Here is a 23,715-nt window from a genome sequence, read left to right as displayed (position 1 = left end):
GCCCCGCGCCCGCCCCCCCCCCCCCCCCCCCCCCCCCCCCACCGCGGTGCTTACGATTTCTTGATGGCGTGGCCGCCGAATTCATTGCGCATCGCCGACAGCAGGCGATCGGTGAACGAATTCGATTCGCGCGAGCGCAGGCGTTCCAGCAGCGACAGGGTGATCACCGGTGCCGGCACATCGAGCGCGATCGCTTCGGCCACGGTCCAGCGGCCTTCGCCGGAATCCTCCACGTACGGGGCGATGCCATCCAGCGAGGGATTGCGCTTGAGGGCTTCAGTGCTCAGGTCCAGCAGCCACGAACGCACCACGCTGCCGTGGCGCCAGACTTCGGCGACCTGGGCCAGGTCCAGTTCCATTTCCTGCTTGCGCTCCATCAGCGCGAAGCCTTCGGCGTAGGCCTGCATCATTCCGTACTCGATGCCGTTGTGGACCATCTTGGTGAAGTGGCCAGCGCCGGACGGGCCGACACGACCCCAGCCACGATCTTCGGCCGGTGCCAGCGTGCGCAGCAGCGGTGCGATCTGCTCCACCACCGACGCTTCGCCACCGACCATCAGGCTGTAGCCCTCCTGCAGGCCCCACACGCCACCACTGGTGCCGCAGTCGACGTAGCCCAGATCGTCTTCGGCCAGTGCCTTGGCGCGACGGATCGAGTCCTGGTAGTTGGAGTTGCCGCCATCGATGACGATGTCACCCTCGGCCAGGTGCGGGGTCAGCTGGCCCAGGGTCTGGTCGACGGTTTCGCCGGCCGGCACCATCAGCCACACCACGCGCGGCACCGGCAGCGCGGCAACCGCGGCGGCCAGCGAATCAACCACTTCCAGGCCGGCCTCGGCAGCGCGCTGGCGGGCACCCTCGCCCGGGTCGTAGCCGACCACGCGGTGGCCGCCGCGATGCAGGCGCTGGGCCATGTTGGCGCCCATGCGGCCAAGGCCGATCATTGCAATGTCCATTGTTTCACCTTCAGTTGGGGTCTAGGGTCAGGCTGCCTGGCCTGCCGGTAGCCGCGCACTGGCGCAGCTGCGCCTCGCGCCAACGCCGGTAGAGCGTGGTATGCAGATTGTGCACCGCCAGGTCGATCGAAAACGGCGTCCGCGGGTTGCGATCGAGCAGGCGGGCGATGTGGTAGCCGATGGGACGTATACCGCGTGGATGCACATAGATCACGAACTGCTGGTAGAACGGATCGTCCAGCAGCTGGTCCATGCGTGCCAGCGTGTCGTGGTAGCGCGGTTCCAGCCGTGCACGAAGGTTGGGATCGCGCTCGAACAGCAGGCGCTCGAAGTAGCGCTGGCCGATGCGCGGGATACCCTGCGCGAGTTTCCAGAGTTCGACATTGCGCTGGTCGTACCAGGCCAGCCCACCGTGCATCGCCAGTGCCTGCGCAGCATCTGCGCCCACGTCGGCTACCACGAAGTTCTCGGCCTGGTTGCTCAGGTCGTCCAGCGTGCCTTTGTCGTACACATGTTCGATGAAACCGGGCACGCCAACGAAGGCCTGCCGCCCCATCGCCGAGGTGCGCACCGCCTTGCCATCGGCGAAGAAATCGCCGGCATGTGCGCCGAGCAGGATGCTGTCGGTATCGTGCAGGGCGAGGAAGGTGCCGATCGACAGTTCATCCGCTGCGAACTCAGTATCGAACGCGGCATCACCATAAAGCTCTCGTTGCGTAGCCAGCTGCGCGACCTGGCGGCCGACCCCGCATTCGGCACGCACGGCACCGCTGTAGAACGCCTCCAGTGCATGACTGTTACCCGCGCTCGGCACGAAGCCACGACCGAAACTGCGTGTGCGCTGCCAGCCTTGCGCGCGTGGGCCCTGCAGGCCGAAGCCGATCCAGCCCAGCTGCGGGCCGGAGAAGCGGAAGGTGGGGTTGTCCTGCAGTGCCGAAGCCGCACGTTGCGTGGCCGCGCCCAGTTCGAAGGCATAGGCGCAGACCGTGGCTGGATCGTCCAGCAACTGTTGCAGCAACGCCTGGCGTGCTGCAGCGGACATTCCGGCCGGCCACCCCACGCGCAGATCGCCTGCCGCCTGTGCTTCAGCCAGCGAGGCACGTGTACACACCGGGCCGCCGTGCACCTGTGGTGCACCGGCCGTGACCTCGTCAAAGCGCCATCCCAGCCGCTGCAGCAGGCCCTGCGTGCAGTCCGGCGTTGCGGACGCAATGCCCAGCGCGGGCATCAGCAGGAGTGCCACGCCCATCAACGTGCCGCGCACGATCACCCTTGATCCGTGCTGCGGGCCGGTGCGGGCTCGGACGATGCAGGCTCGGGCGGCGCGAGCGCAGGCGGTGCGGGTTTGCCAGCATCCGCCGGCAGGTACTGTTGCAGGCGCTGGAAGAAGCGCTGATAGAACCCGGCATCGGTGACGGTGCTGCTGGCCACTTTCACCAGCGAATCGTCATTGCTGCCGAACGGCAGCGACACCGAGCCCAATGCACCCACGCCCACGCTGGCCGACGTCGGGCTCTTCTTCAGCGCATAGCGGTCCTGCACCGCGCTGACGAATACCAGCGTCTGGCTGCCACGCGGGGCACACGAGATGCGCAGCACCAGCTGCTCGTGATCATCCTCGCGTGGCTGGAAGTTCTTGTTGCCTTCCACCTGCGCTTCGTCGGAGCGGGCGATGGCGTAGCCCTGGCTGAGCAGGGTGCGCCGCGCGGCCTCGCAGGCGTCACCGGGGCGGCCATCGACCGTACGCGAGAAGGTGTCGCCGGAATCAAAGGATTCGCGCAGCAACGTACTGTCGGCGGCGCGGCCACCACAGGCCGACAGGATCAGGGCGCTGGCGAGCGCCACGGCAGCACTGGAAAGACGGGAGGCCCGCATGGGTACTCCTGCGAGGACGGTACCGCCAAGGGTAGCCCTGCGGCCGTGTGCGGCAGGTTGAAACCGGCGTGACCGAGCCACCCCGTTGCTGCCGGTTCATGCACAGAAAAGGGGACGGAGGGGATTAAGTCGTTTGTGGCACTTCGCTCACCGGGCATGGCCCGGCACTACCGTGAACGAGGTCCCCAGACAGAAAGGGGCCGGCAATGCCGGCCCCTCGGGTATCACATGCCGTCGCCGGCTCAGTCCGCCCAGCGACCAGCGCCGGTCGACTGCGGCAGCACCTGCGCCGACAGCGGGCGATCATTGGCCAGCAGGTTCACCGCATCGGCCAGGATCGAGGCCGACTCGCGCAGCAGCGGGTCCGGACGCTTCTCGGCAGCCTTCTCGCGGGCGGCATCCTTGACGATGTCGCGCTCGTTGCCAGTCAGGCCGTCGTCGTTGCTGTCATCGGCCAGCGGGTCCAGGGCCAGGCCCAGCTCCTTGCGCATCGCCTGGCGCTCCTTGCGCTGGGTGTCCTGGCGCTCACGCTCGGCGCGGCGGGTGGCCTCGTTGAGCGAGATGTACTTCTTCGCGGCCTCGGTGCGGAACTGCTGCACGTCCTCGTTCCACCACTGGAATTCCTTGTCGGCGGCGATGCGCGCGTCATGGCGGGTTTCCAGCTTCGGCAGCAGCGGCGCGAAGTTGCCGTACTGGGTGTGCGGCACGGCAGCGATGCGGGTCCACGGCAGCGCGTTGTCGTAGGTGCTCTCGCCGAACTCGGTGGCATCGACGCTGGCCGGGAACGCCAGGTCCGGCACCACACCCTTGTGCTGGGTGCTGCTGCCGCTGATGCGGAAGAACTGGGCGATGGTCAGCTTCACCTGGCCGAAGCGCTGGGTCTCGCCACTCGGCCAACGGTCCAGGTCGACGATGTTCTGCACGGTGCCCTTGCCGAAGCTGGTCTCACCGATCACCAGGCCACGGCCGTAATCCTGGATGGCACCGGCAAAGATTTCCGAAGCCGAGGCCGAACCGCGGTTGATCAGCACTGCCAGCGGGCCATCCCATGCCACGCCCTGGTTGCGGTCGCTGTTGACGGTGACGCGGCCACCGGACTCGCGCACCTGCACCACCGGGCCCTGCTCGATGAACAGACCGGTCAGTTCAATGGCTTCATCCAGCGAACCACCACCGTTGTTGCGCAGGTCCAGCACCACGCCGTCCAGCTTGTCGTTCTTGAAGCCGGCCAGCAGCTTGGCCACGTCGCGGGTGGCCGAGGCGTAGTCGGCCGCGTTGCGGCGACGGCCTTCGAAGTCCTGGTAGAAGGTCGGCAGCTTGATCACGCCGACCTTGCGCGCCGGCTCGCCATTGGCGGCCGGAATGGTCATGGTCTCGCCCTTGGCGGCCTGTTCGGCCAGGCGCACCTTCTGGCGGGTCAGCACCAGGGTGTGGTGCTTGCCGTCGGCGCCCTCAGCAGCCGGGATGAACTCCAGCTTGACCTGGGTATCCTTGGCGCCGCGGATCTTGGCCACGACGTCGTCGATGCGCCAGCCGATCACGTCCTCGACCAGGCCGGACTTGCCCTGGCCGACGCCGACGATACGGTCACCCGGCTTCAGCGTGCCATCCACTGCGGCCGGGCCACCGGCGATGATCTCGCGGATCACCACTACGTCGTCCTGGCGCTGCAGCTGCGCACCAATGCCTTCCAGCGACAGCGACATCGCCTGGTTGAAGTTCTCGGCGGTGCGCGGGGTGAAGTAATCCGTGTGCGGGTCAACGGCGCTGGTGTACGAGTTCATGAAGAACTGGAAGACGTCTTCGCCCTTCAGTTCATTGACCGATTTCTCCAGCGTCGCGTAGCGCTTGTCCAGCGTCTTGCGGATGTCGTCCGGCTTCTTGCCGGCCAGCTTCAGGCGCAGCCAGTCGTTCTTGACCGACTTGCGCCACAGCTCATCCAGCTCTGCACTGCTGGCCGCCCACGGCACCTTCTTGCGGTCGTATTCGAAGCGCTCGTCGGTGGTGAAGTCCGGCTCCTGCTTGAGCAGCTTGCGCGCGTAGGCCACACGTTCGCCGACGCGCTGCTTGTAGACCGCGAACACCTGGAACGCCGGCTCCAGCTCGCCGCCACGGATGGCCGAGGAAATGTTGGCTTCGAACGGCGCGAAGCGCGCCACGTCGGCCTGGGTGAAGTACTGCTTGCCGCCGTCCAGCGTCTCCAGGTAGCGCTTGAACACGTCCTTGGAGGTGGCCTCGTCCAGCGCACGCGGGCGGTACGCGTAGCGGCTGTCGGACAGCAGGCCGTACACCAGCTTGGAGGTGGTCACCTGATCGGCGGTTGCCGCAGCGGGCAATGCCGGCGAATCGGCCTTGGCCGCCAGCGCCAGCGGCGCGACCAGCGCCAGGGCCATCAGGAATGCGGGGGCTTTGAATTTCATTGACGTGCTCGAAGGCGCCTTGCCAAGGGGGAGACTGCGGGGTGTTAAGACACCACGACAGTGCCGAAAGTTGCCGGGTTTGTCACCCGGCCGCGCTCGGTGGAAAACCAGCCTAGCCGGGCCGGTGTAGCAAATTGTGAATGCAGGCGAAGGCGTGGGACCAACGGTCCGCACCCACGATGGTGGTGGCACCCATTGGCAGCGCCGGGCCGTGCTTGGCGAAGGCGTGCGGACCAACGGTCCGCACCCACCTCAGGAGACGCCGGCGCCCTTGGCCTGCACGTCGGCGTGGTACGACGAGCGCACCATCGGGCCGGAGGCCACGTGGCTGAAGCCCAGCTCGTAGCCGTAGTCTTCCAGCGCCTTGTAGTCCTCGGGGGTCCAGTACTTCAGCACCGGGTGGTGATGCGCGGTCGGCTGCAGGTACTGGCCGATGGTGATCATGTCCACGTCGTGCGCGCGCAGGTCGCGCATGGTGGCCTTGATCTGCTCGAACTCTTCGCCCAGGCCCAGCATGATGCCGCTCTTGGTCGGCACGTCCGGGTGCTGCGCCTTGAAGTTCTTCAGCAGGTTCAGCGACCACTGGTAGTCCGCACCCGGGCGCACGTTGCGGTACAGGTCCGGCACGGTTTCGATGTTGTGGTTGAACACGTCCGGCGGGTTCTGCGCCAGGATCTCCAGCGCGCGCTCCATGCGGCCCTTGCCGCGGAAGTCCGGGGTCAGCACTTCGATGCGGGTGCCCGGCGACTTCGCGCGGATGGCACTGATGCAGTCGACGAAGTGCTGGGCACCGCCGTCGCGCAGGTCATCTCGGTCGACGCTGGTCACCACCACGTACTTCAGCCCCATGTCGGCCACGGTCTGGCCGAGGCTGGCCGGTTCGTTGGCATCCGGCGGCTTCGGGCGGCCGTGGGCGACGTCGCAGAACGAGCAGCGGCGGGTGCAGACCTCGCCGAGGATCATGAACGTTGCCGTGCCGTGGCCGAAGCACTCGTGGATGTTCGGGCAGCTGGCTTCCTCGCACACCGTCACCAGGCGGTTCTCGCGCAGCTTGGCCTTCAGGTTCTGCACCGCATTGCCCGAGGGAATGCGCACGCGGATCCAGGACGGCTTGCGCAGCACCGGCGCATCGGCGAACTGCACCGGCGAGCGGTTGATCTTGTCACCGCCCAGCTGCTTGACCCCGGCCTGCAACGGCGCGGCGGACGGAGAGTCGCCCTGCACGATCTGCAGGGGAATGGAACGGGCGGTGGTTTCAGTCATGGCAGTTCCGGGGGGCGGTCAGGCGGCCGCAGAAAGATCAGGCAGTTCGGGCGTGGGCTGCAGCAGCAGGCCGAACTGGCGGGCCAGGTGGTCCAGCAGCACCGGCTTGACGGCCTCCATCCCGGAGGGCCCGCCCAAGTCTACTACCGAGGTCACCTGCAACCCCTGATAGCCACAGGGGTTGATGCGGTGGAAAGGTTCCAGGTCCATGGCCACGTTGAAGGCCAGGCCATGGAAGGTACAGCCGCGGCGCACGCGGATGCCGAGCGCGGCGATCTTGGCGCCACCGACGTAGACGCCCGGGGCGCCCTCACGGCGTTCGGCGCCGATGTTCCACTCGGCCAGGGTATCGATGATGGCCTGCTCGATGCGGCACACGTAGTCGCGCACACCGATGCCCAGCCGTGGCAGGCGCAGCAGCGGATAGACCACCAGCTGGCCGGGGCCGTGATAGGTCACCTGGCCGCCGCGGTCCACGTGCAGCACCGGGATCTCGCCCGGCGCCAGCACATGCTCGTCCTTGCCGGCCTGGCCCAGGGTGAATACCGGGTCGTGCTCGACCACCCACAGCTCATCGGCGTCGGCCTCGCTGCGCTGGTCGGTGAAGCGCTGCATGGCGCGCCACACCGGTTCATAGGCCTGGCGGCCGAGGTCGCGGACCAGCGCCGGGCGCGGCGCGCGGTCTTCCGGGGCGGCTTCGGCCGGGCAGCTGTCGGCTACAGCGTCCACTTCACTTCCGGGTGGTCGCGCAGTGCCTGGTGCGCCAGGTCGTACTGTTCGCGGCTCTCGGCCTTGAACACGATGCGCACGGACACGTACTTGCCGTTGGAGGAATGCTTCCAGCTGATGCGTTCATTCACCACATCGATGCCGGCAGCCAGCAGCAGGCGGGGAAGCTCATGTTCCAGGCCGCGGTTGGCCGGGCCCATGGCACTGAGCTCGAACTGGCCGGGGAACTGGAAGCCGTGGTCGGGGTTGTCGGACTTGATTTCCATGCCCCCATTATCGGGCCGCAGGCCAACAAACCCAAGAGTATTCATCAACGTCAAACAGTGCACCGGTGAGTCGCTGCGTTGAAGCTGAACGGCCGTTCAGCATTGGCCGTTGCCCCTTGGGGCGCCGCAGGACAGTGCAGGATTGTCTTCACGAGACAATGTCGTTTTCGGAACAGACAAGTGATTCGAACGCGCTCGTTCCATCACGCCCGCACGAGTACCGTGTCGCGGCATATAACGACAGACAGAAAAAACCTCCACATGAGCCCCCCTTCCCAACGCCGCCTTGCAGCCCTCGGGCTGTCCGGCCTGCTGGCTGCTGCCCTCCCCCTCGCCGCCCAGGCGGCCGAACAATGTGGCCCGGACGCGATGCGCGACCACCCTCCGCAGGTCAATTTCCGCGTTGACAACGACCTGTTCGGCGGCCGCCACCAGGACCAGGGCTATACCAATGGTGCACTGTTGACCCTGGTCTCGCCCAATCTGGTCGATTACACCGACGACCCCTGCCTGCCACGCATGGCCCGCTGGGTGAACCAGTACCTGGAAGGGCTGCATCCGGGCAAGTTCGAACAACAGAACATGATCTTCAGCATCGGCCAGGGCATCTTCACCCCGACCGATTTCAGCCGCAGGGACCTGATCGAGGACGACCGCCCTTACGCCGGCGTACTGATCGCAAACTTCGGTTTCAATGCGCGCAGCGGCGACCGCCTGCAGACCACCCAGCTGACGCTGGGCGTGGTTGGCCCGTGGGCACAGGGCAAGCAGGTGCAAAATGCGGTGCACGAAGTACTGGGCGACGAGAAATTCAAGGGCTGGGACAACCAGCTGCACAACGAGCCCCTGTTCATGCTGACCCATGAGCGCATGCGCCGCTGGCCGGGCGATGCCAGCGTCAATGCCGACGGCTGGGGTTGGGACGCGATCAGCCACTACGGCGGATCAATCGGCAACCTCGAAACCAAGGCCAATCTCGGCGGTGAAGTGCGCTTCGGCTGGAAGCTGCCGGACGACTTCGGCAGCACGCCGTTGCGCCCGGCCGGTGAGAACACTGCGCCGACCCGCGGCGGCCGTCCCAATGGCTGGTCCTGGCACCTGTTCGCGACCTCGGACGCCGCCTGGGTGATCCGTGACATCACGCTGGATGGCAACACGTTCCGCAACAGCCACAGTGTGGACAAGCGCCATGTGGTGGCCTACGGCGGCTATGGCGTGGCGGTGATGTACGGACGCTGGAAGTTCGCCGCGGCGCGTTACCACAGCACGCGCGAGTTCAACGGCCAGCGCGAAGCGCCGGTGTTCGGCAGCTTCACCATCAGCCGCTCGCTGTAGGTAGGTGCCGACCGTTGGTCGGCACACCGGGGCCGGCATATCCGGATGGGTTCATGAGGAGCCGGCCAGCGGCCGGCACTACCCACATCCGGCAGGATTCATGCGCAAGCGGCATCCCGAAACAGAAAAGGCCGGCATTTGCCGGCCTTTTCCTTCACCACGCCGGGGCGTGGATCATTCCGATTCCCACCACATCCAGAAGCTGTCCCACAGGCGCTTGAAGAAGCCGGCCTGTTCGACGGCAGCCACCGCCACCAGCGGCGCTTCGGCCACCAGCTTGCCATCCAGCATCACCTTCACGGTGCCGATCTGCTGGCCGGCGGTGAACGGTGCTTCCAGGGTTTTGGGCACGTCGATGCTCGGCTTCAGGTCGTTGTAACGGCCACGCGGCACGCTCACCAGCATCGGCTGGGCCACGCCCAGCTGCACCTTGTCGGTGGTGCCCTTCCAGACCTTGTGCTCGGCCACGGCCTTGCCCGGCTCGTACAGGCGGTGGGTCTCGAAGAAGCGGAAACCCCAGTTCAGCAGGGCCAGGCTGTCATCGGCACGCTGCTTTTCCGACTGGCCGCCCAGCACCACGGCGATCAGGCGCTGGTCGCCGCGCTGGGCCGAGCTCATCAGGCAGTAACCGGCTTCCGAGGTGTGGCCGGTCTTGATGCCGTCCACGCTGCCATCGCGCCACAACAGCAGGTTGCGGTTCGGCTGCTTGATGTTGCCGACCTGGAATTCCTTGATCTTGTTGTACGCGTAGGTTTCCGGGTAATCGCGCACCATCGCACGGCCCAGCAGCGCCAGGTCGTAGGCGGTGCTGTGGTGGCCCTGCGCAGTCAGGCCATGGGCGTTGACGAAGTGCGAATTCTTCATGCCGATCTTGGCGGCATAGCTGTTCATCAGCGACGCAAAAGCTTCTTCGCTGCCTGCCACGTGCTCGGCCAGGGCGATCGCGGCGTCGTTGCCGGACTGGATCGCCATGCCCTTTTCCATGTCTTCCAGGCGCGCGGTCTGGTTGACCGGGAAGCCGCTGTAGCTGCCATCGGTACCCGCGCCACCTTCGCGCCAGGCGCGTTCGCTCATCATCACCTGGTCATCCGCACGGACCTTGCCGTTCTTGACCTCGGCGGCGATCACGTAGGACGTCATCACCTTGGTGATGCTGGCCGGAGCCAGCTGTTCGTTGATGTTTTCACCAGCCAGCACCTGGCCGGTGGCGTAATCCATCAGCACCCAGGCCTTGGACACACTCGGCGCCGGCGCCGGCGGAGTGGCGACGGTGGCCGGGGCGGCAGCGGCGGCGGCAGGCGCCGGCGTGGCCGGAGTCGGCAGCGGCGTCTGGGCGGAAGCCAGGCCCACCACCAGGGTGGCGGCCAGGGCGGTGGCGGCGGAACGGAAATTCATTGGACAGCAGGCTCCAGGGGACGGCCGGGAATGGAGGGTGGAACGTAGCGGCCATTGTAAGGCCGGGGCAGCATGGGCCGGCAGCACCGGCCCGGGTGGATCAATCCTTGACGATCTGCGGCGAACCCAGCCCCAGACCGGCGATGCGGCCGACAAGTTCCGCGGCACTGGCATGGTCGCTGGCGGGAACGCGCAGGCGGAACAGCGTACGGCCACCGGCGGCGATGTCACTGATGGTGGCACCGACGATGCCCGCGGCGTTGAGCTGGCCCATCGCGCGGTTGGCGTTGTCACGGTTGGAGAAGCTGGCAACCTGCACCATGACTGCGCCCACCACCTGCTGCGACAGGCTGGGGGTAGCGGCGGCGGTGCGGACCGGTGCCTGCGCAGCGGCGCGCGGCGTGGTGCTGGCAACGACCGCCGGAGCTGGCGCGTATGTGGTGCTGCGCACCGGCGGAGCACTCGGCGGCAGGCTGCTGACCGCCACATCCGGCACGGTGCTGGCCACGCCCTGGGTGGTGGCCGGCTGGCCACGCGCCGGCATGCCATCGGCCGGCAGCCCCTTGACCAGGCGATCGATGTCGCTGTCGGCGGCGGCACGCGCGGTCGGTGCCGGGCGCGCACTGGCTACAGCGCTGGCGGCGGCCGCTTCCGCAGCACGACGCTCGCGGCGCGACGGCTTCTGCGCCAGCAGGTTGCCCTCACCCGGCTGCAGCGCGCGCACTTCCACGTTGCCGGTGCCGCGCTGGGTGATGCCCAGGCGCACGGCAGCGGCATAACTGAGATCGACCACGCGGCCATCATGGAACGGACCGCGATCGTTGACGCGCACGATCACCGACTCACCGTTGTCGAGGTTGGTCACGCGGGCGAAGCTGGGCAGCGGCAGCGTCTTGTGCGCAGCGGTGAACTGGTACATGTCGTAGACCTCACGGTTGGAGGTCAGGCGGCCATGGAACTTGGCACCGTAGTACGACGCAGTACCACGCTCGACATAGTTGCGGGTGTCGTCGAGCACTTTGTACGACTTGCCCAGCACCACGTACGGCGTCTTGTTGCCGATCGCCGAGCGTTCTTCCGCGGTCACTTCCGGCTCGGGGATGCAGGCCACGTTGGGAATGTAGTCCGGCGTGCTGTCGCGCACGCCCGGCTTGTACAGGCCACCGGCGGTGTAGTTGCCGCGGGTGCTCAGGTCTTCCTTGGCCGCCGCGTAGGGCGATCCTTCCGGGCAGTGTGCCGGGCGCGAGCCACGACCCTGCACCAGGGTGCCGCCGGACTTGCCACCATGGCCGGCCGTGGCCGGCTTCTTCGGCGCGCTGCTGCAGGCAGCCAGCGCGAGGACGATCAAGCCTGGGACCAGCCATCTGATGTTCATGCCGGGGGCAGCTCCTGTCCGGCGATGGCCTGGGACAACTGGAACACGGCCATCGCGTACATCTTCGAGAGGTTGTAGCGGGTGATCGCGTAGTAGTTCTGGAAGCCCAGCCAGTACTGCTTGCCGGTGCTGCCTTCAAGCGTGATCGGCGTGGCGGTGGCGTCCGGCTGCACCGCTGCGCTGGGCTGGTAGCCACGCTTCGCCAGGTCGGCCAGCGACCAGGTCGGCATCCATTCGGTCGGATTGAATTCCTCGCGGCCCGGCGCCAACGTGGCCGGCACGGCCACCTGCCCGCCACGCACCCAGCCACCCTTCTTCACGAAGTAGTTGGCGATGGACGAGAACACGTCGTCGTAGCTGGTGAACAGGTCGCGACGGCCGTCGCCATTACCGTCCACCGCGTAATCGAGGTAGCTGGACGGCATGAACTGGCCCATGCCCATCGCGCCGGCATAGCTGCCCTTGAGCGTGGTGATGTCCAGGTTCTCTTCGCGGCCCAGCTCGAACAGCTTGGCCAGCTCATCGCGGAAGAACAGCTCGCGGCGCACTTCGCGTTCCAGCTTGGCCGGGTCGCCGCTGCGCGGGTAATAGAAGGCCAGCGTGTACAGCGCATCCAGCACGCGGTGGCTGCCGGCATTCTTCCCGTAGCTGGTTTCCACGCCGATGATCGCCACGATCACTTCGGCCGGCACACCGGTGCGCTGCTGGACGCGATCCAGTTCGGCGCGATGCTGGGCCAGGAACGCGCGGCCGCCATCGATGCGCGCCTTGCTGATGAACATCGGCCGGTACTCGTTCCACGGCTTGACCCGTTCGGCCGGGCGCGACATCGCGGCGATGATCGGCTGGCGCACCTGCGCCTGGTCGAGCACGCTGCTGATCTGCTCCGGCTTCAGGCCATAGCGCTTGGCGGTATCGGCAATGAAGCGGGCCCGTGCGACCTCGAACGGCACCGGGGTGAGATCGACCGGCGGCGCGGTGGCGGCAGCGGCTTCGGGCGCGGCCTCGGCCGGGCCATGGGCCTTGGCGGCGGGCTGGCGCGGCGTACTGCTGGCCTGGGGCGAAGACGGTGGGGACTTCGGCTGGGTCGCGCAGGCGACCAGGCCGAGGGTGAGCATGCAGGCCAGAGTGCGTCGAATCATCGTCGCAGGTTAGCAGGTCATGGATGAATTAAAACCCCTAACACCATGAATCACAACGATTTGCCTGCGAGCAGCGGGAAATGTGAAGACGTCGTGATCACACTTCCCCATTCAGATAGAGGTTGCCGGTTGCGTCCCCATCCCCGCAGACGCAACCGGCGACCGGATCCGGTCGGTACCCGCGCGGCTGCCGCTCCCCAGTGGCAGTGCTCCGCGCTCCCTGTACCCGTTGGATCAGTACTGCTTCCCGCCCGACGCCCCCTCGCGCTGCAACGATTGACGGCGCGCCGTGCCGAACGGGCCGCCATTGTGCAGGCCGATTACGACAAGTCCATTGATCAGGATCAACGCGCTGTAAAAGTGTGAACCAGCTAACGCTTTTTCCGGACTTTGGTCAGTGGGCGTGCTGCCGTGCATCGTTGTGAGAACGCTTCCACAACGGGCGTTGCGCAGAGTCAGGAAGTTTCCAGCCAACGGCGCAGCCCCTCGTGGGTGGGGTGTGTTGCGGAAAGCAGAAGCCGCGGGTGGGCCGGTCGGGTTGGGTACGCGGGGGACGCCGTGAATCCGTCCCTGGAGGCTTGGCAGCCGCATCCATGCGGCTGACACCCCCGCATACCCAACCCGACCGCCCTCTGACAGATTTCGGTGGTCTGCCACCCACGGAGAAGAAAGAGAAGATCACAAGCGGGTCGCGCGCTGCGCTTGCTCGAGAGCCGAGCATGGCTATGCCGGTCGTCCTGACCGGCACCCTTCGGGCCGTCGCCGTGGGCGACGTTGGCAGCGGCTCCTGCCGCTGCCTTCGGCTCTACACAAAGCAAGGAAGCGACCCGCCAGGCCGCTTTTGCTTTTGATCTTCTTTTTCTTCTCCGTGGGTGGACGCGCACGGAACCTGTCCGTGGCCGGGTAGATGGGCTGCGCAGGGGCGTGAGCCGCATGGATGCGGCGACCGAGCTTACATGGACGTACTTGCAGCGTCCCCTGCGCAGCCCATCTACCCGGCCCCACCCATGAACTGCTTTGCGCGACCACCCACGAGGGGCTGCGCCGTTGGCTGGAAACCCTATCCCCCGTGCACGGGTCGGTGCCCACGTACCGCCATCACCAGTCCAATGCCGGCCAGCAGCGAGACCGCTGATGTCCCGCCATAACTGATCAACGGCATCGGAATGCCCACCACCGGCAGCAGGCCGGAAATCATTCCACCGTTCACCAATACGTAGACGAAGAACGCCAGCCCCAGGCTGCCGGCCAGCAACCGCGCATGGGTGTCGCGCGCGTGCACTGCGATCCACAGGCAACGCCCGACCACGAACAGGTACAGCGCGAACAGCGTCGCCACACCGATCCAGCCGAACTCCTCGGCCAGCACCGAAAACGCGAAGTCGGTGGTGTACTCGGGCAGGAAATCCAGTGTGGCCTGGGTGCCCTGCCCCCAGCCACGTCCCTGCCAGCCACCGGAACCGATCGCGATGCGCGACTGCAGGATGTTCCAGCCGGTGCCGAGCGGGTCTGCTGCCGGGTCTAGGAAGGTCAGTACGCGATCCTTCTGGTACTGCCGCAACACGCCGAGCCAGGCCAGTGGCGCGGCCACCGCCAGCCCCACCGCGCCGGTGGCCACCCAGCCCCAGTGCAGGCCCGCCAGCAACAACGCGAACACGCCGCTGGCGGTGACCAGCGTGGCGGTGCCGAGGTTGGGCTGCATCAGGATCAGCACGGCGGGAACGCCGATCAGCACTGCGGCCGTCAGTACCGTGCGTGGTGACGGTGGCAGCGGTTGCCGGTGCAGGTACCAGGCCATCATCAACGGCAGGCTGAGCTTGAGCAGCTCGGAGGGCTGCAGGTAGAAGACGCCGAGGTTGAGCCAGCGCTGCCCGTACTTGCCGGTGCCGATCACATACACCGCCATCAGCGGCAGCATCGACAGCGCGTACAGCGCCGGTGTCCACGCGCGCAGGCGCAGCAGCGAAACACGCGACAGCAGCCACATCGCCAGCAGGCCACCGGCGAAGCGCGCCGCCTGCCCGGTGACCGGACCGGAAACGCTGTGCAGCACCGCCAGCCCCGCGCCCATCAGGATCAACAACGCGACCAGCAACGGCAGGTCGATCGTGCGCACCGCCTCACGGCAGCCGCCAAGCATTCGTTTCCAGTCCACGCTGGCCACGGTAACAACGCGCGCTTGCGTGAAGCTGTCAGGGTGCTTCTGCGTCTGTAGAGTCGAACCATGCTCGACTGCCTTTCATGCAGCAGAAGCAGTCGAGCATGGCTCGACTCTACAGAACAGCGAGAAGCAAGCGAGCATATGGAAGCGCGACGAAGCGCGGGGCCGGTGTTACCCGTAGCCGCCGTGCACTGGATTGTGGCTACGCACGGCCATCACCAACCCGAAGCCGGCCAGCAGCGAGACCGCCGAGGTACCGCCATAGCTGATCAGCGGCATCGGCACGCCCACCACCGGCAGCAGGCCGGAGATCATCCCGCCGTTCACCAGCACGTAGACGAAGAACGCCAGGCCGGTGGCGCCGGCCAGCAGGCGCGAATAGGAATCGCGCGACTGGCTGGCGATCCACAGGCAGCGCCCGATCACCACCAGGTACAGCGCCAGCACGGTGGCCACGCCGATCCAGCCGAACTCCTCGCTCAGCACCGAGAACGCGAAGTCGGTGGTCTGCTCGGGAATGAAGTTCAGATGTGACTGCGAGCCCTCGCCCCAGCCCTTGCCATCGAAGCCGCCGGAACCGATCGCGATCTTCGACTGGATGATGTTCCAGCCGGCTCCCAGTGCATCCATCTCCGGGTCCAGGAACATCATGATGCGGTCCTTCTGGTACGGCCGCAGCAGCCAGAACCAGGCCACCGGCGCGACCGCAGCCACGCCACCTACGCCCAGCCCGACCCACCACCACGGCAGGCCGGCCAACAGCAACACGAACACGCCGCTGGCGGCGATCAGCACACCAGTACCGAAGTCCGGCTGCAGCATCACCAGGCCGGTCGGTACGCCGATGATGACCAGGGACACGAGCACGGTATTGAAGCGCGGTGGCAACGGCATCTTGTGCAGGTACCAGGCCACCATCATCGGCAGGCTGACCTTCAGCAGTTCGGCCGGCTGCAGGTAGAAGAACTTCAGGTCCAGCCACTGCCGCCCGTACTTGCCGGTGCCGAGCACGAACACCGCCAGCAACGGGATCATCGAGATCGCGTAGATCATCGGTGTGGCCGAGCGGATACGCAGGATCGGTACCCGTGAGATGCCCCACAGCGCGGCCATACCCACTGCGAAGCGCGCGCCCTGGGCCATCACCAGGCCGTCGCCACCGGCACTCTTCAAGGTGGCCAGGCCGATCACCATCAGCGCGCCCAGGGCCAGGCACAATACCCAGTCCAGCGTGCTGAAGAAGCGGCGCAGCATGTCGCCGGCCCAACGCAGGAACACTCTCATCGTGCGGGCTCCGCGGTGGTCGGGCGTGGCGTGGCCGGCAACGCCGCGGCGGCCGGCGTCCCTGGCTGCGGTGCGGGTGCCGGTTCCGGCGCAGGCACGCCAATCAGCACGGGGTGTTCCCCCAGTTGTGCCGCAGCAAGGTCACCGGCCTGGCGCGCGCCCACATCTTCGTTGTCGAATGCGGTTGCACCGATGGCGGTGGTGCCGCGCTCGCTGTCCAGCGGCTGCATGCCTTCGGGCATCTTGCCCAGCAGGTAGGCGTCGAACACCTTGCGTGCGATCGGCGCTGCCGCCGCGCCGCCGTAACCACCGCCCTCCACTGCGATCGCCAGCGCGATCACCGGCTGTTCGACCGGCGCAAAGCCGACGAACAACGCGCGGTGGCGCAGGTGCATCGGCAGGCTCTTCGGATTCACCGCGGCGGTACCCTTGCGGCTGATGACCTGCGCGGTACCGGTCTTGCCGGCCATCGTGTAAGGCGCGCCGGCCGCCATCCGCGCAGCGCTGCCGCCAGGCAGCATGGTGGCCATCATGCCTTCGCGCACCGCCTGCAGGTTGTTCGGGTTCGGACTGACCGGTTTGCTCTCGCCCGGGTCGGTCGCCATCCAGTCGTGGTCGAACCCCGCACGCTGCTGGATCACCAGATGGGGCGTGCGCAGCTGCCCGTTGGCCAGCCCACTGACGCCCCGCGCCAGCTGCAGCGGAGTGACCTTCCAGTCACCCTGGCCGATGCTGATGTTGACTGTATCGCCCGGATACCAGGCTTCCTTGCGGCTCTTCCGCTTGTAGGCCGGCGACGGCAGGATGCCCCCGATCTCGCCGGTCAGGTCGATGCCGGTCGGCTGGCCGAAGCCGTAGTACTCCATGTAATGGTCGAAGCGCTCGATGCCCAGATCCAGCGCCAGCTTGTAGTAGTACGTGTTGACCGATTGCGCGATCGACTTGCGCAGGTCGGTCCAGCCGTGACCGCCGCGGTGCGAGTCACCCCAGCCACGCGAGGTGCCGGGCAGGTAGAACATGCCGGTGGACAGCACCTTGTCTTCCGGGCGGCGCACGCCCGAATCGAGGCCCGCCAGGCCGATCAGCGGCTTCAGCGTGGAACCGGGCGCGACGCCACCCAGCACCAGGCGGTTGAACTGCGGCCGCGACGGGTTGTCGTTCAGCGCCTTGAAGTCGGCATGGGAAATACCGTTGACGAACAGGTTGGGGTCGTAGGACGGCAGGCTGACCATCGCCAGCACTTCGCCGGTGCGCGGGTCCATCGCCACCGCCGAGCCTTCCTGGTCGCCGAAGGCGGCCACCATGGCGCGCTGCAGGTCGGCGTCGATCGACAGCCGCAGGTCGGCGCCGGACTGCGCGGCGACGCGGCCGATGGTGCGGATCGCACGCCCCTGCACGTTGGTCTCGACCTGCTCGTAGCCGACCTTGCCGCGCAGCTGCTGCTCGTAATAGCGCTCCAGACCGGATTTGCCGATGTGGGTCAGCGCGGCATTGCCCTCGCCGAGGATTTCCAGGTCCTTGTCATCGACGCGGCCGACGTAACCGATGATGTGCGCGAACAGGTCGCCATAGGGATAGCGACGGGTCAGATAGGGTTCCAGCTCGACGCCGGGGAAGCGCCAGCGGTCGACGGCGAAGCGTGCCATCTCCTCGTCGCTCATGCGCAGCTTCAGCGTGACCGGCAGGAACTTGCGGCGCGCCTTGCGCGACTTGTTGAACGCTTCCAGTTCTTCCGGGCTGATGCTGATGATCTTCGCCAGCCCTTCCAGGGTGGCGTCCATGTCCTTGACCTTGTCCGGGGTCACGTCCAGGCGGAAGGCCGGCACGTTCTCGGCCAGCAGGCGGCCGTTGCGGTCGTAGATCATGCCGCGCCCGGGCACCACCGGCCGCGGCTTGATGCGGTTGGCTTCCGAGCGCGTGGCGTAGACGTCGTGGTCCAGCACCTGCAGCTTGAAGTACCAGCCGCCCAGGCCCAGCAGGCAGACCAGCACACCCAGGAAGCCCAGCGCCGCGCGGCGGCGGAACTGTTCGGCTTCGGCGTGGGGGTTCTTGACCTGGCGGCGCGGGATCATGGCTCAGCGCCCGCGCTTGCCGAAGCGCACCGCGTCCAGCAGCACGAATACCAGCGGCCACAGGCCCATGCCCAGCAGCGGTGCCCACCAGTACGACCACGGCAGGGTCGGCTCATCCACCACGATGTGGACCAGCGCGCTGACGATGCGGTCGTTGAACAGCAGGCCGCCGATGGCCAGCATCTGCTGGGACATCGGGAAGAAGCGGATGCGGGCGCGGAAACGCTGCAGGATGAAGGCCAGCATCACCAGCCGCAGCGACTGTTCGCCGAGTACACCGCCGTACAGCAGATCGGCGATCACGCCACTGGCGAAAGCGACGCCCAGGCCGACACGCTCAGGCGCTTCAATCACCCAATAGGCCAGCACCAGCGCCAGCCAATACGGGCGCAGCGGCTGCAGCAGCGCCGGCAACGGCAGCAGGCCCAGCAGCAGCGCCACCACCAGGCTGGCCGGCAGCACCCACGGGTTGTCGCGCAGGCGGCTCATCGCTGGGCCTCCGGCGCGGTCGGTTGCCGGGCAGCGGCCGGCACTACCGTCGCCGACCCAGCATCGGGTGGAGAGCCCCCCTCTTGTTGAGGGGGGCGCGCCGAAGGCGCGGGGGTAAGGGAGGATGCGGGGGCCGGTTGCACCGAAGGTGCAGTCGGCGGCAGTTCGCTGACCGCAGGCAAGCGAATTGCTGCACCCGGGCGCAGCAGCAGCACGTCGCGGCCGCGATCCAGCTGCGCCGCCGGCTTCAGTTCGCCGACCAGGAAGGCATGGGTATCGTCCGGACGCAGGCCGGTGATGGTGCCGACCGGGAAGCCGGCCGGGAAGCGGCCACCGAGGCCGGAGGTGACGATCTCATCCCCCACTTCCACGCCGGCGCTGAGCGGGATGTCGCGCAGTTCCAGCTTGTCGCCGCGGCCGTAGACGATCAGGCGAACGCCGTTGCGGGCCACCGTCACCGGAACGGCATGGTCGGGGTCGGTCAGCAGCAGCACGGTGGAGGTACCGCCAGTGACGCTGATCACCTGGCCCATCAGACCGCCGGCATCGATCACCGCCTGGCCGACGTGCACGCCTTCGCGGCTGCCGGCGTCGAGCACCAGGCGCTGCTTCACCGGATCCAGGTCGATGTCCAGGATCGGCGCCAGCTGCACGTCCAGGCCACTGCGCTCGGCCACGTTCAGCAGTTCGCGCAGCTGGGCGTTGTCCAACGCGGCGGTCTGCAGGCGGGTCAGGCGGGCGTTGGCCAGCAGCAGCTGGTTGCGCAGTTCACGGTTCTCGTTGACCAGCTGGCCGTGGCTGGCCGCCGAGTCCTTGACCTGGTTGCCGAGCTTGCCCGGCAGTCCCGCCAGTGCCCATACCGGCTGCACCAGGCTGTTGGCCTGCCCGCGCAGCTGCGCAAGCCAGCCGGCCTGGTCGTCAAGCACGATCAGGGTGATGGCCAGTGCGAGATAAGCCAGCAGACGCAGCGGGCTGGCGGCATCACCGGATCGGGAAGCAACGGGAGGTCCGGCGTAGGGCGGCACGGCAACGATTCAACTGGCAGAAGGCGGAAGGGAAACACGCGGACGCCCCGCCGGTGCCGGCCTACCCTCATGGTGGGCCGCACCCCGGAGGGGCGCTGCGGGCGCAGGCAGCCGGGACGGCTTATTCCGGCGCAAAGAACTCGTTGCCGTGCATGTCGACCAGCTCCAGCGCACGGCCACCGCCGCGGGCCACGCAGGTCAGCGGATCGTCCGCCACCTGCACGTGCAGGCCGGTTTCCTCGGAAATCAGGCGATCCAGGTCACGCAGCAGGGCGCCACCACCGGTCAGCACGATGCCGCGCTCGGCGACGTCGGCGCACAGTTCCGGCGGGGTCTGTTCCAGCGCCAGCTTGACCGCGCTGACGATGCCCGACAGCGGCTCGTGCAGGGCCTCGAGCACCTCGTTGGAGCTGATCTTGATCATCTTCGGCACGCCCTCGGCGAGGTTGCGGCCGGAGATTTCCATCTCGATCACTTCCGCCTGCGGGTAGGCGCAGCCCAGCTCGACCTTGATGCGCTCGGCGGTGGCTTCACCGATCAGCATGCCGTGGTTGCGGCGCACGTAGTTGGTGATCGACTCGTCGAAGCGGTCGCCGCCGATGCGGACCGAGGCCGAATAGACGATGCCGTTGAGCGAGATCACCGCCACTTCGGTGGTGCCGCCGCCGATATCGATGACCATCGAGCCACGGGCTTCGGTAACCGGCATGCCGGCGCCGATCGCGGCGGCCATCGGTTCTTCGATCAGGAACACGTCACGGGCACCGGCTTCCTCGGCCGATTCCTTGATCGCGCGGCGCTCGACCTGGGTCGAGCCGGCCGGCACGCAGACCAGCACGCGCGGGCTCGGGCGCAGCACGCGCGACTTGTGCACCTTCTTGATGAAGTGCTTGAGCATCGCCTCGGTGTAGGTGAAGTCGGCGATGACGCCGTCCTTCATCGGGCGGATGGTGGTGATGTGGCCCGGGGTACGGCCAAGCATCTGCTTGGCTTCGGCGCCTACGGCTGCCACCGAGCGGGTGCCACCAATGGCACGGTCCTGACGCACGGCCACGACCGATGGCTCGTTCAGCACGATCCCCTGCCCGCGCACGTAGATGAGGGTGTTGGCCGTGCCCAGGTCGATGGACAGGTCATTGGAGAACATGCCACGGAGTTTCTTGAACATCTGAGGAAGGAGTCCTGAGGGGTGTCGTGCCCGCCGCGGGATGGCGAAAAAATGGGCAGAAATCGAGGCCGACAAGCCTAGCAACCCGCCTGCCGCCGAGCAAGGAAAAAACTAGCTGAACCCGCGTCTTCACAGGCTTTCGGCCTGATCGGGTCTCACCCGGTTCTGGCCCTGAGCGGCACCAGCGGGTAACCTTTGCGCCGTCGGGCGCCCAAGGGCGCCGTTTGCTTGCCCGCCGAACCGGGCCGGCCCACCCCAAAATTCACCGCATAGGCTTACATCGATGTCCGCTCTGATCTGTGGTTCTCTTGCCTTCGACACCATCATGGTGTTCCCGGACCAGTTCAAGAATCACATCCTGCCGGACAAGGTGCACATCCTGAACGTGTCCTTCCTGGTGCCGCGCATGCGCCGCGAGTTCGGCGGCTGCGCCGGCAACATCGCCTACAACCTGCACCTGCTGGGCGGCCAGCCGATCCCGATGGGCACCGTGGGTTCGGACTTCGGCCCGTACCGCGAATACTTCGACGGCCTGGGCATCGACCTGTCGCGCGTGCGCGTGATTGATGAGCTGTTCACCCCGCAGGCGTTCATCACCACCGACCACGACAACAACCAGATCACCGCCTTCCACCCGGGCGCGATGATGCGCTCCTACGAGAACCACGTGCGTGGCGTACCGGGCGTGACTCTGGGGCTGGTCGGCCCGGACGGCCGCGAAGGCATGATCCAGAACGCGCAGGAATTCCACGAAGACGGTATTCCGTTCATCTTCGACCCGGGCCAGGCCATGCCGCTGTTCAACGGCCCGGAGCTGCGCGCCTTCATCGACCAGGCCGACTACGTGGTGGTCAACGACTACGAGTCGAACCTCCTGCAGGAACGCACCGGCTGGGACGAGAAGGAGATCGTCAGCCGGGTCAAGGCCTACATCACCACCCGCGGCCCGAAGGGCGCGGTCATCCACACCCCGGAAAAGAGCTACGACATCCCGCCGGCGCACGAGCGCCGCGTGGTCGACCCGACCGGCTGTGGCGACGCCTTCCGTGCGGGCCTGATCTACGGCATCCAGAAGGGCTACGACTGGCTGACCATCGGCCGCATGGGCAACCTGATGGGCGCGCTGAAGGTCGAGCACCCGGGCACGCAGAACCAGCGCTTCACCTTTGACGAGTTCAACGAGCAGTTCAAGCAGCAGTTCGGTTACGCGCTGGGCGCGTAAACGAACTGCCCGCGCACCCGCTCGGTGGGTGTCGACCTTGGTCGACACCCTGTGCCCTGGTAGGTGTCGACCTTGGTCGACACTGCCGGCCAGCGGCCGGCACTACCCCTTCTGCTGCCAGGCGGCCAACAGTGCACGGCAATCAGCGAAATGCCAGTCGGCACTGCCCGGCCACGGGTTCTCCGGCAGGTTGACAAGCACGGTATGGGCGCCCGCGGCGCGCCCGCACTCCAGGTCATAGGCGTGGTCTCCCACCATCACCGCCTCTGCCGCCGCGATGCCCCAACGCTGCAGGTGCTGCTGCAGGCCATCCGGCGACGGCTTGGGCACCGCTTCATCGCGGCCGATGATGTCGGCATCGTCGAACAACTCCCCGACCCCGATCGCGTCCAGGGTCAGCTTCGCCAGCGCATGATCGTTGCGGGTCAGGATGCCCAGCCGGCAGCCCGCCGCCGACAGCGCGCGCAGCAGCTTCACCGCACCCGGCGCCGGCAGTGCCTCCTCGGCCAGCGCACGTTCGTGATCCAGCAGCCACTCGCGCTTGGCCTGCGCCGGCGCATCCGGCAGCGCTGCGATATGGTCGAGGATATCTTCCTCCGCGGCGATCTGCAGCGCGCGGCGGATCGCGGCGAAATCATGCACGGCGACAGTCAGCGTACCGTCCATGTCGAACACCCAGTGCCGGATCGCGGACAACGCGTGCACTGCGCTGCCCGCCGCAACCATCACTGCCACCACTGCGGCATGCGGCTGGCGTCGACACCACCGGTTTCGAACACGGCAGTACGCGTGCCGCCGGCCTTGACCGGGAACTCGATGCTGATCGACTTGCCCTTGCGCGCCAGCTTCCACAGTGCCTTCTGGTCGGTGATGAACAGCGCGATGGCTTCATCGGTCTTCGGGCGCCAGGCCGCCATGGAAATCGGCTTGCCGTCGTCCACGGTTACTTTCACCGTGCACTGCGGGCAACGGAAATCGCCGGCCTGCAGCACCAGGTAGGCATGCCGCTTCCACTCCGGATGATCGCGGAACACCAGCTGCACCGGCTTGGCACCGCTGCCATCCACGTCCACCCGTTCCTTGCTGTAGATCTGCGCCGAGACCTGGTTGCCCTTGTTGCCCACCGGGATCTGGTTGTACTGCCACAGCGCCTGCATGCGGCGCAGGTCGCGCGCAGCATCGCCCTTGGCCTTGACCTCGTCGAAGCCGGCGGCGATGCGCTCGGCGGCGGCGGTGTCCTTGTACTGGTCCAGCAGCGAGGCGCCATGCAGGCGCGCACGCTCCCAGTCCTGTGCGGCCACGGCCATGTCGTACTGCTTGGCCACGTCTTCGGCCTTGGCTTCCTTCTGTGCCTGCACGGCGGCTGCGGCGGCTTCCTGCGCCTTGCGCTCTTCCTCGGGGTTGCTGCAGGCAGCCAGGGCCAGGGTGCAGGCGGTGAGCAGGATCAGTCGTTTCATGGCGGAGGTCCTTCGTGTTTTCGCATTTCTGTAGAGTCGAGCCATGCTCGACTGGCGCTTCAACAGCAGTCGAGCATGGCT

20 protein-coding genes are annotated in these 23,715 nt (G+C 67.0%); 2 read left to right on the top strand and 18 right to left on the bottom strand.

The genetic code is table 11. From position 1 onward, the window contains the following. Nucleotides 1–50 precede the first annotated feature (50 nt). The 7 genes from gnd to ABE423_RS17020 all read right to left on the bottom strand — a co-directional run bounded on the left by gnd (nt 51) and on the right by ABE423_RS17020 (nt 7,509). Nucleotides 51–956 carry a phosphogluconate dehydrogenase (NAD(+)-dependent, decarboxylating) gene (gnd, locus tag ABE423_RS17050; RefSeq protein ID WP_014648435.1) on the bottom strand — a complete coding sequence of 302 codons (906 nt, stop codon included), beginning with the start codon at nt 954–956 and terminating at the stop codon, nt 51–53. Between the two features lie 10 nt (nt 957–966). Next, nucleotides 967–2,205 (bottom strand): hypothetical protein, encoded by a 1,239-nt coding sequence (locus tag ABE423_RS17045; protein WP_125893463.1) that lies wholly within the window; start codon nt 2,203–2,205, stop codon nt 967–969. A 17-nt stretch (nt 2,206–2,222) separates the two neighbouring features. Next, nucleotides 2,223–2,831 carry a DUF2242 domain-containing protein gene (locus ABE423_RS17040; RefSeq protein ID WP_032130308.1) on the bottom strand — a complete coding sequence of 203 codons (609 nt, stop codon included), beginning with the start codon at nt 2,829–2,831 and terminating at the stop codon, nt 2,223–2,225. Nucleotides 2,832–3,073: 242 nt separating this feature from the next. After that, nucleotides 3,074–5,251, bottom strand: a complete 2,178-nt coding sequence (locus ABE423_RS17035; RefSeq protein WP_032130309.1) for a carboxy terminal-processing peptidase — start codon at nt 5,249–5,251, stop codon at nt 3,074–3,076. Between the two features lie 252 nt (nt 5,252–5,503). After that, entirely contained in the window at nt 5,504–6,514 is a 1,011-nt protein-coding gene (gene lipA, locus ABE423_RS17030; RefSeq protein WP_049421379.1) for a lipoyl synthase, read from the bottom strand. 18 nt (nt 6,515–6,532) lie between these two features. Continuing rightward, the gene (gene lipB / locus ABE423_RS17025) at nt 6,533–7,243 is read right to left on the bottom strand and encodes a lipoyl(octanoyl) transferase LipB (protein WP_032130311.1); all 711 of its coding nucleotides are present in this window, start codon (nt 7,241–7,243) and stop codon (nt 6,533–6,535) included. Next, a complete protein-coding gene (locus tag ABE423_RS17020; protein WP_005411067.1) occupies nt 7,231–7,509 on the bottom strand; it encodes a YbeD family protein in 279 nt (92 codons plus the stop codon). Before ABE423_RS17020 ends, lipB begins: the two co-directional genes overlap by 13 nt. A gap of 261 nt (nt 7,510–7,770) precedes the next feature. Here ABE423_RS17020 and ABE423_RS17015 point away from each other — a divergent pair, with 261 nt between their 5' ends. After that, a complete protein-coding gene (locus ABE423_RS17015) occupies nt 7,771–8,844 on the top strand; it encodes a lipid A deacylase LpxR family protein (protein WP_032130312.1) in 1,074 nt (357 codons plus the stop codon). A 174-nt stretch (nt 8,845–9,018) separates the two neighbouring features. On the opposite strand, the gene ABE423_RS17010 is transcribed toward ABE423_RS17015, so the two are convergent. From ABE423_RS17010 to ABE423_RS16970, 9 genes are all read right to left on the bottom strand, one after another. Then, nucleotides 9,019–10,239 (bottom strand): D-alanyl-D-alanine carboxypeptidase family protein, encoded by a 1,221-nt coding sequence (locus tag ABE423_RS17010; RefSeq protein ID WP_032130313.1) that lies wholly within the window; start codon nt 10,237–10,239, stop codon nt 9,019–9,021. A 100-nt stretch (nt 10,240–10,339) separates the two neighbouring features. Further along, nucleotides 10,340–11,614, bottom strand: a complete 1,275-nt coding sequence (locus ABE423_RS17005) for a septal ring lytic transglycosylase RlpA family protein (RefSeq protein WP_049400490.1) — start codon at nt 11,612–11,614, stop codon at nt 10,340–10,342. After that, nucleotides 11,611–12,756, bottom strand: coding sequence for a lytic murein transglycosylase B (gene mltB, locus ABE423_RS17000; protein ID WP_180838665.1), 1,146 nt, complete (start codon nt 12,754–12,756; stop codon nt 11,611–11,613). Before mltB ends, ABE423_RS17005 begins: the two co-directional genes overlap by 4 nt. A gap of 1,060 nt (nt 12,757–13,816) precedes the next feature. After that, entirely contained in the window at nt 13,817–14,896 is a 1,080-nt protein-coding gene (gene rodA / locus ABE423_RS16995) for a rod shape-determining protein RodA (RefSeq protein WP_049421382.1), read from the bottom strand. 192 nt (nt 14,897–15,088) lie between these two features. Beyond that, a complete protein-coding gene (gene rodA, locus ABE423_RS16990; protein ID WP_032130317.1) occupies nt 15,089–16,201 on the bottom strand; it encodes a rod shape-determining protein RodA in 1,113 nt (370 codons plus the stop codon). Beyond that, entirely contained in the window at nt 16,198–18,273 is a 2,076-nt protein-coding gene (gene mrdA, locus ABE423_RS16985) for a penicillin-binding protein 2 (RefSeq protein WP_180838666.1), read from the bottom strand. Before mrdA ends, rodA (ABE423_RS16990) begins: the two co-directional genes overlap by 4 nt. A gap of 3 nt (nt 18,274–18,276) precedes the next feature. Continuing rightward, entirely contained in the window at nt 18,277–18,762 is a 486-nt protein-coding gene (mreD, locus tag ABE423_RS16980; RefSeq protein WP_032130319.1) for a rod shape-determining protein MreD, read from the bottom strand. Continuing rightward, nucleotides 18,759–19,787: a rod shape-determining protein MreC gene (gene mreC, locus ABE423_RS16975; protein ID WP_346486861.1), complete on the bottom strand. Its 1,029-nt coding sequence runs from the start codon at nt 19,785–19,787 to the stop codon at nt 18,759–18,761. Before mreC ends, mreD begins: the two co-directional genes overlap by 4 nt. A gap of 121 nt (nt 19,788–19,908) precedes the next feature. Further along, nucleotides 19,909–20,955, bottom strand: a complete 1,047-nt coding sequence (locus tag ABE423_RS16970) for a rod shape-determining protein (protein ID WP_005419402.1) — start codon at nt 20,953–20,955, stop codon at nt 19,909–19,911. Nucleotides 20,956–21,238: 283 nt separating this feature from the next. Here ABE423_RS16970 and ABE423_RS16965 point away from each other — a divergent pair, with 283 nt between their 5' ends. Further along, nucleotides 21,239–22,177 carry a carbohydrate kinase family protein gene (locus ABE423_RS16965; RefSeq protein WP_049463230.1) on the top strand — a complete coding sequence of 313 codons (939 nt, stop codon included), beginning with the start codon at nt 21,239–21,241 and terminating at the stop codon, nt 22,175–22,177. A 102-nt stretch (nt 22,178–22,279) separates the two neighbouring features. On the opposite strand, the gene ABE423_RS16960 is transcribed toward ABE423_RS16965, so the two are convergent. Both ABE423_RS16960 and ABE423_RS16955 read right to left on the bottom strand, forming a co-directional pair. Then, nucleotides 22,280–22,903 carry an HAD family hydrolase gene (locus ABE423_RS16960; RefSeq protein WP_346486867.1) on the bottom strand — a complete coding sequence of 208 codons (624 nt, stop codon included), beginning with the start codon at nt 22,901–22,903 and terminating at the stop codon, nt 22,280–22,282. Further along, nucleotides 22,903–23,634 (bottom strand): hypothetical protein, encoded by a 732-nt coding sequence (locus ABE423_RS16955; RefSeq protein WP_019337678.1) that lies wholly within the window; start codon nt 23,632–23,634, stop codon nt 22,903–22,905. Before ABE423_RS16955 ends, ABE423_RS16960 begins: the two co-directional genes overlap by 1 nt. Between the last annotated feature and the right edge of the window lie 81 nt (nt 23,635–23,715).

It is taken from the genome of Stenotrophomonas sp. TWI1409, assembly GCF_039673015.1.
Classification (GTDB): Bacteria; Pseudomonadota; Gammaproteobacteria; order Xanthomonadales; family Xanthomonadaceae; genus Stenotrophomonas; species Stenotrophomonas maltophilia_A.
The sequence above is the reverse complement of the archived record's forward strand: the minus strand, read 5'-3'. Positions and strand labels throughout refer to the sequence as shown.

Bases quoted from the DNA above. Each gene is read 5' to 3' on its own strand.
- gnd (WP_014648435.1), bottom strand. From the start codon at position 956: ATGGACATTGCAATGATCGGCCTTGGCCGCATGGGCGCCAACATGGCC.
- ABE423_RS17045 (WP_125893463.1), bottom strand. From the start codon at position 2,205: ATGGGCGTGGCACTCCTGCTGATGCCCGCGCTGGGCATTGCGTCCGCA.
- ABE423_RS17040 (WP_032130308.1), bottom strand. From the start codon at position 2,831: ATGCGGGCCTCCCGTCTTTCCAGTGCTGCCGTGGCGCTCGCCAGCGCC.
- ABE423_RS17035 (WP_032130309.1), bottom strand. From the start codon at position 5,251: ATGAAATTCAAAGCCCCCGCATTCCTGATGGCCCTGGCGCTGGTCGCG.
- lipA (WP_049421379.1), bottom strand. From the start codon at position 6,514: ATGACTGAAACCACCGCCCGTTCCATTCCCCTGCAGATCGTGCAGGGC.
- ABE423_RS17020 (WP_005411067.1), bottom strand. From the start codon at position 7,509: ATGGAAATCAAGTCCGACAACCCCGACCACGGCTTCCAGTTCCCCGGC.
- ABE423_RS17015 (WP_032130312.1), top strand. From the start codon at position 7,771: ATGAGCCCCCCTTCCCAACGCCGCCTTGCAGCCCTCGGGCTGTCCGGC.
- ABE423_RS17010 (WP_032130313.1), bottom strand. From the start codon at position 10,239: ATGAATTTCCGTTCCGCCGCCACCGCCCTGGCCGCCACCCTGGTGGTG.
- ABE423_RS17005 (WP_049400490.1), bottom strand. From the start codon at position 11,614: ATGAACATCAGATGGCTGGTCCCAGGCTTGATCGTCCTCGCGCTGGCT.
- mltB (WP_180838665.1), bottom strand. From the start codon at position 12,756: ATGATTCGACGCACTCTGGCCTGCATGCTCACCCTCGGCCTGGTCGCC.
- rodA (WP_049421382.1), bottom strand. From the start codon at position 14,896: ATGCTTGGCGGCTGCCGTGAGGCGGTGCGCACGATCGACCTGCCGTTG.
- rodA (WP_032130317.1), bottom strand. From the start codon at position 16,201: ATGAGAGTGTTCCTGCGTTGGGCCGGCGACATGCTGCGCCGCTTCTTC.
- mrdA (WP_180838666.1), bottom strand. From the start codon at position 18,273: ATGATCCCGCGCCGCCAGGTCAAGAACCCCCACGCCGAAGCCGAACAG.
- mreD (WP_032130319.1), bottom strand. From the start codon at position 18,762: ATGAGCCGCCTGCGCGACAACCCGTGGGTGCTGCCGGCCAGCCTGGTG.
- ABE423_RS16970 (WP_005419402.1), bottom strand. From the start codon at position 20,955: ATGTTCAAGAAACTCCGTGGCATGTTCTCCAATGACCTGTCCATCGAC.
- ABE423_RS16965 (WP_049463230.1), top strand. From the start codon at position 21,239: ATGTCCGCTCTGATCTGTGGTTCTCTTGCCTTCGACACCATCATGGTG.
- ABE423_RS16960 (WP_346486867.1), bottom strand. From the start codon at position 22,903: ATGGTTGCGGCGGGCAGCGCAGTGCACGCGTTGTCCGCGATCCGGCAC.
- ABE423_RS16955 (WP_019337678.1), bottom strand. From the start codon at position 23,634: ATGAAACGACTGATCCTGCTCACCGCCTGCACCCTGGCCCTGGCTGCC.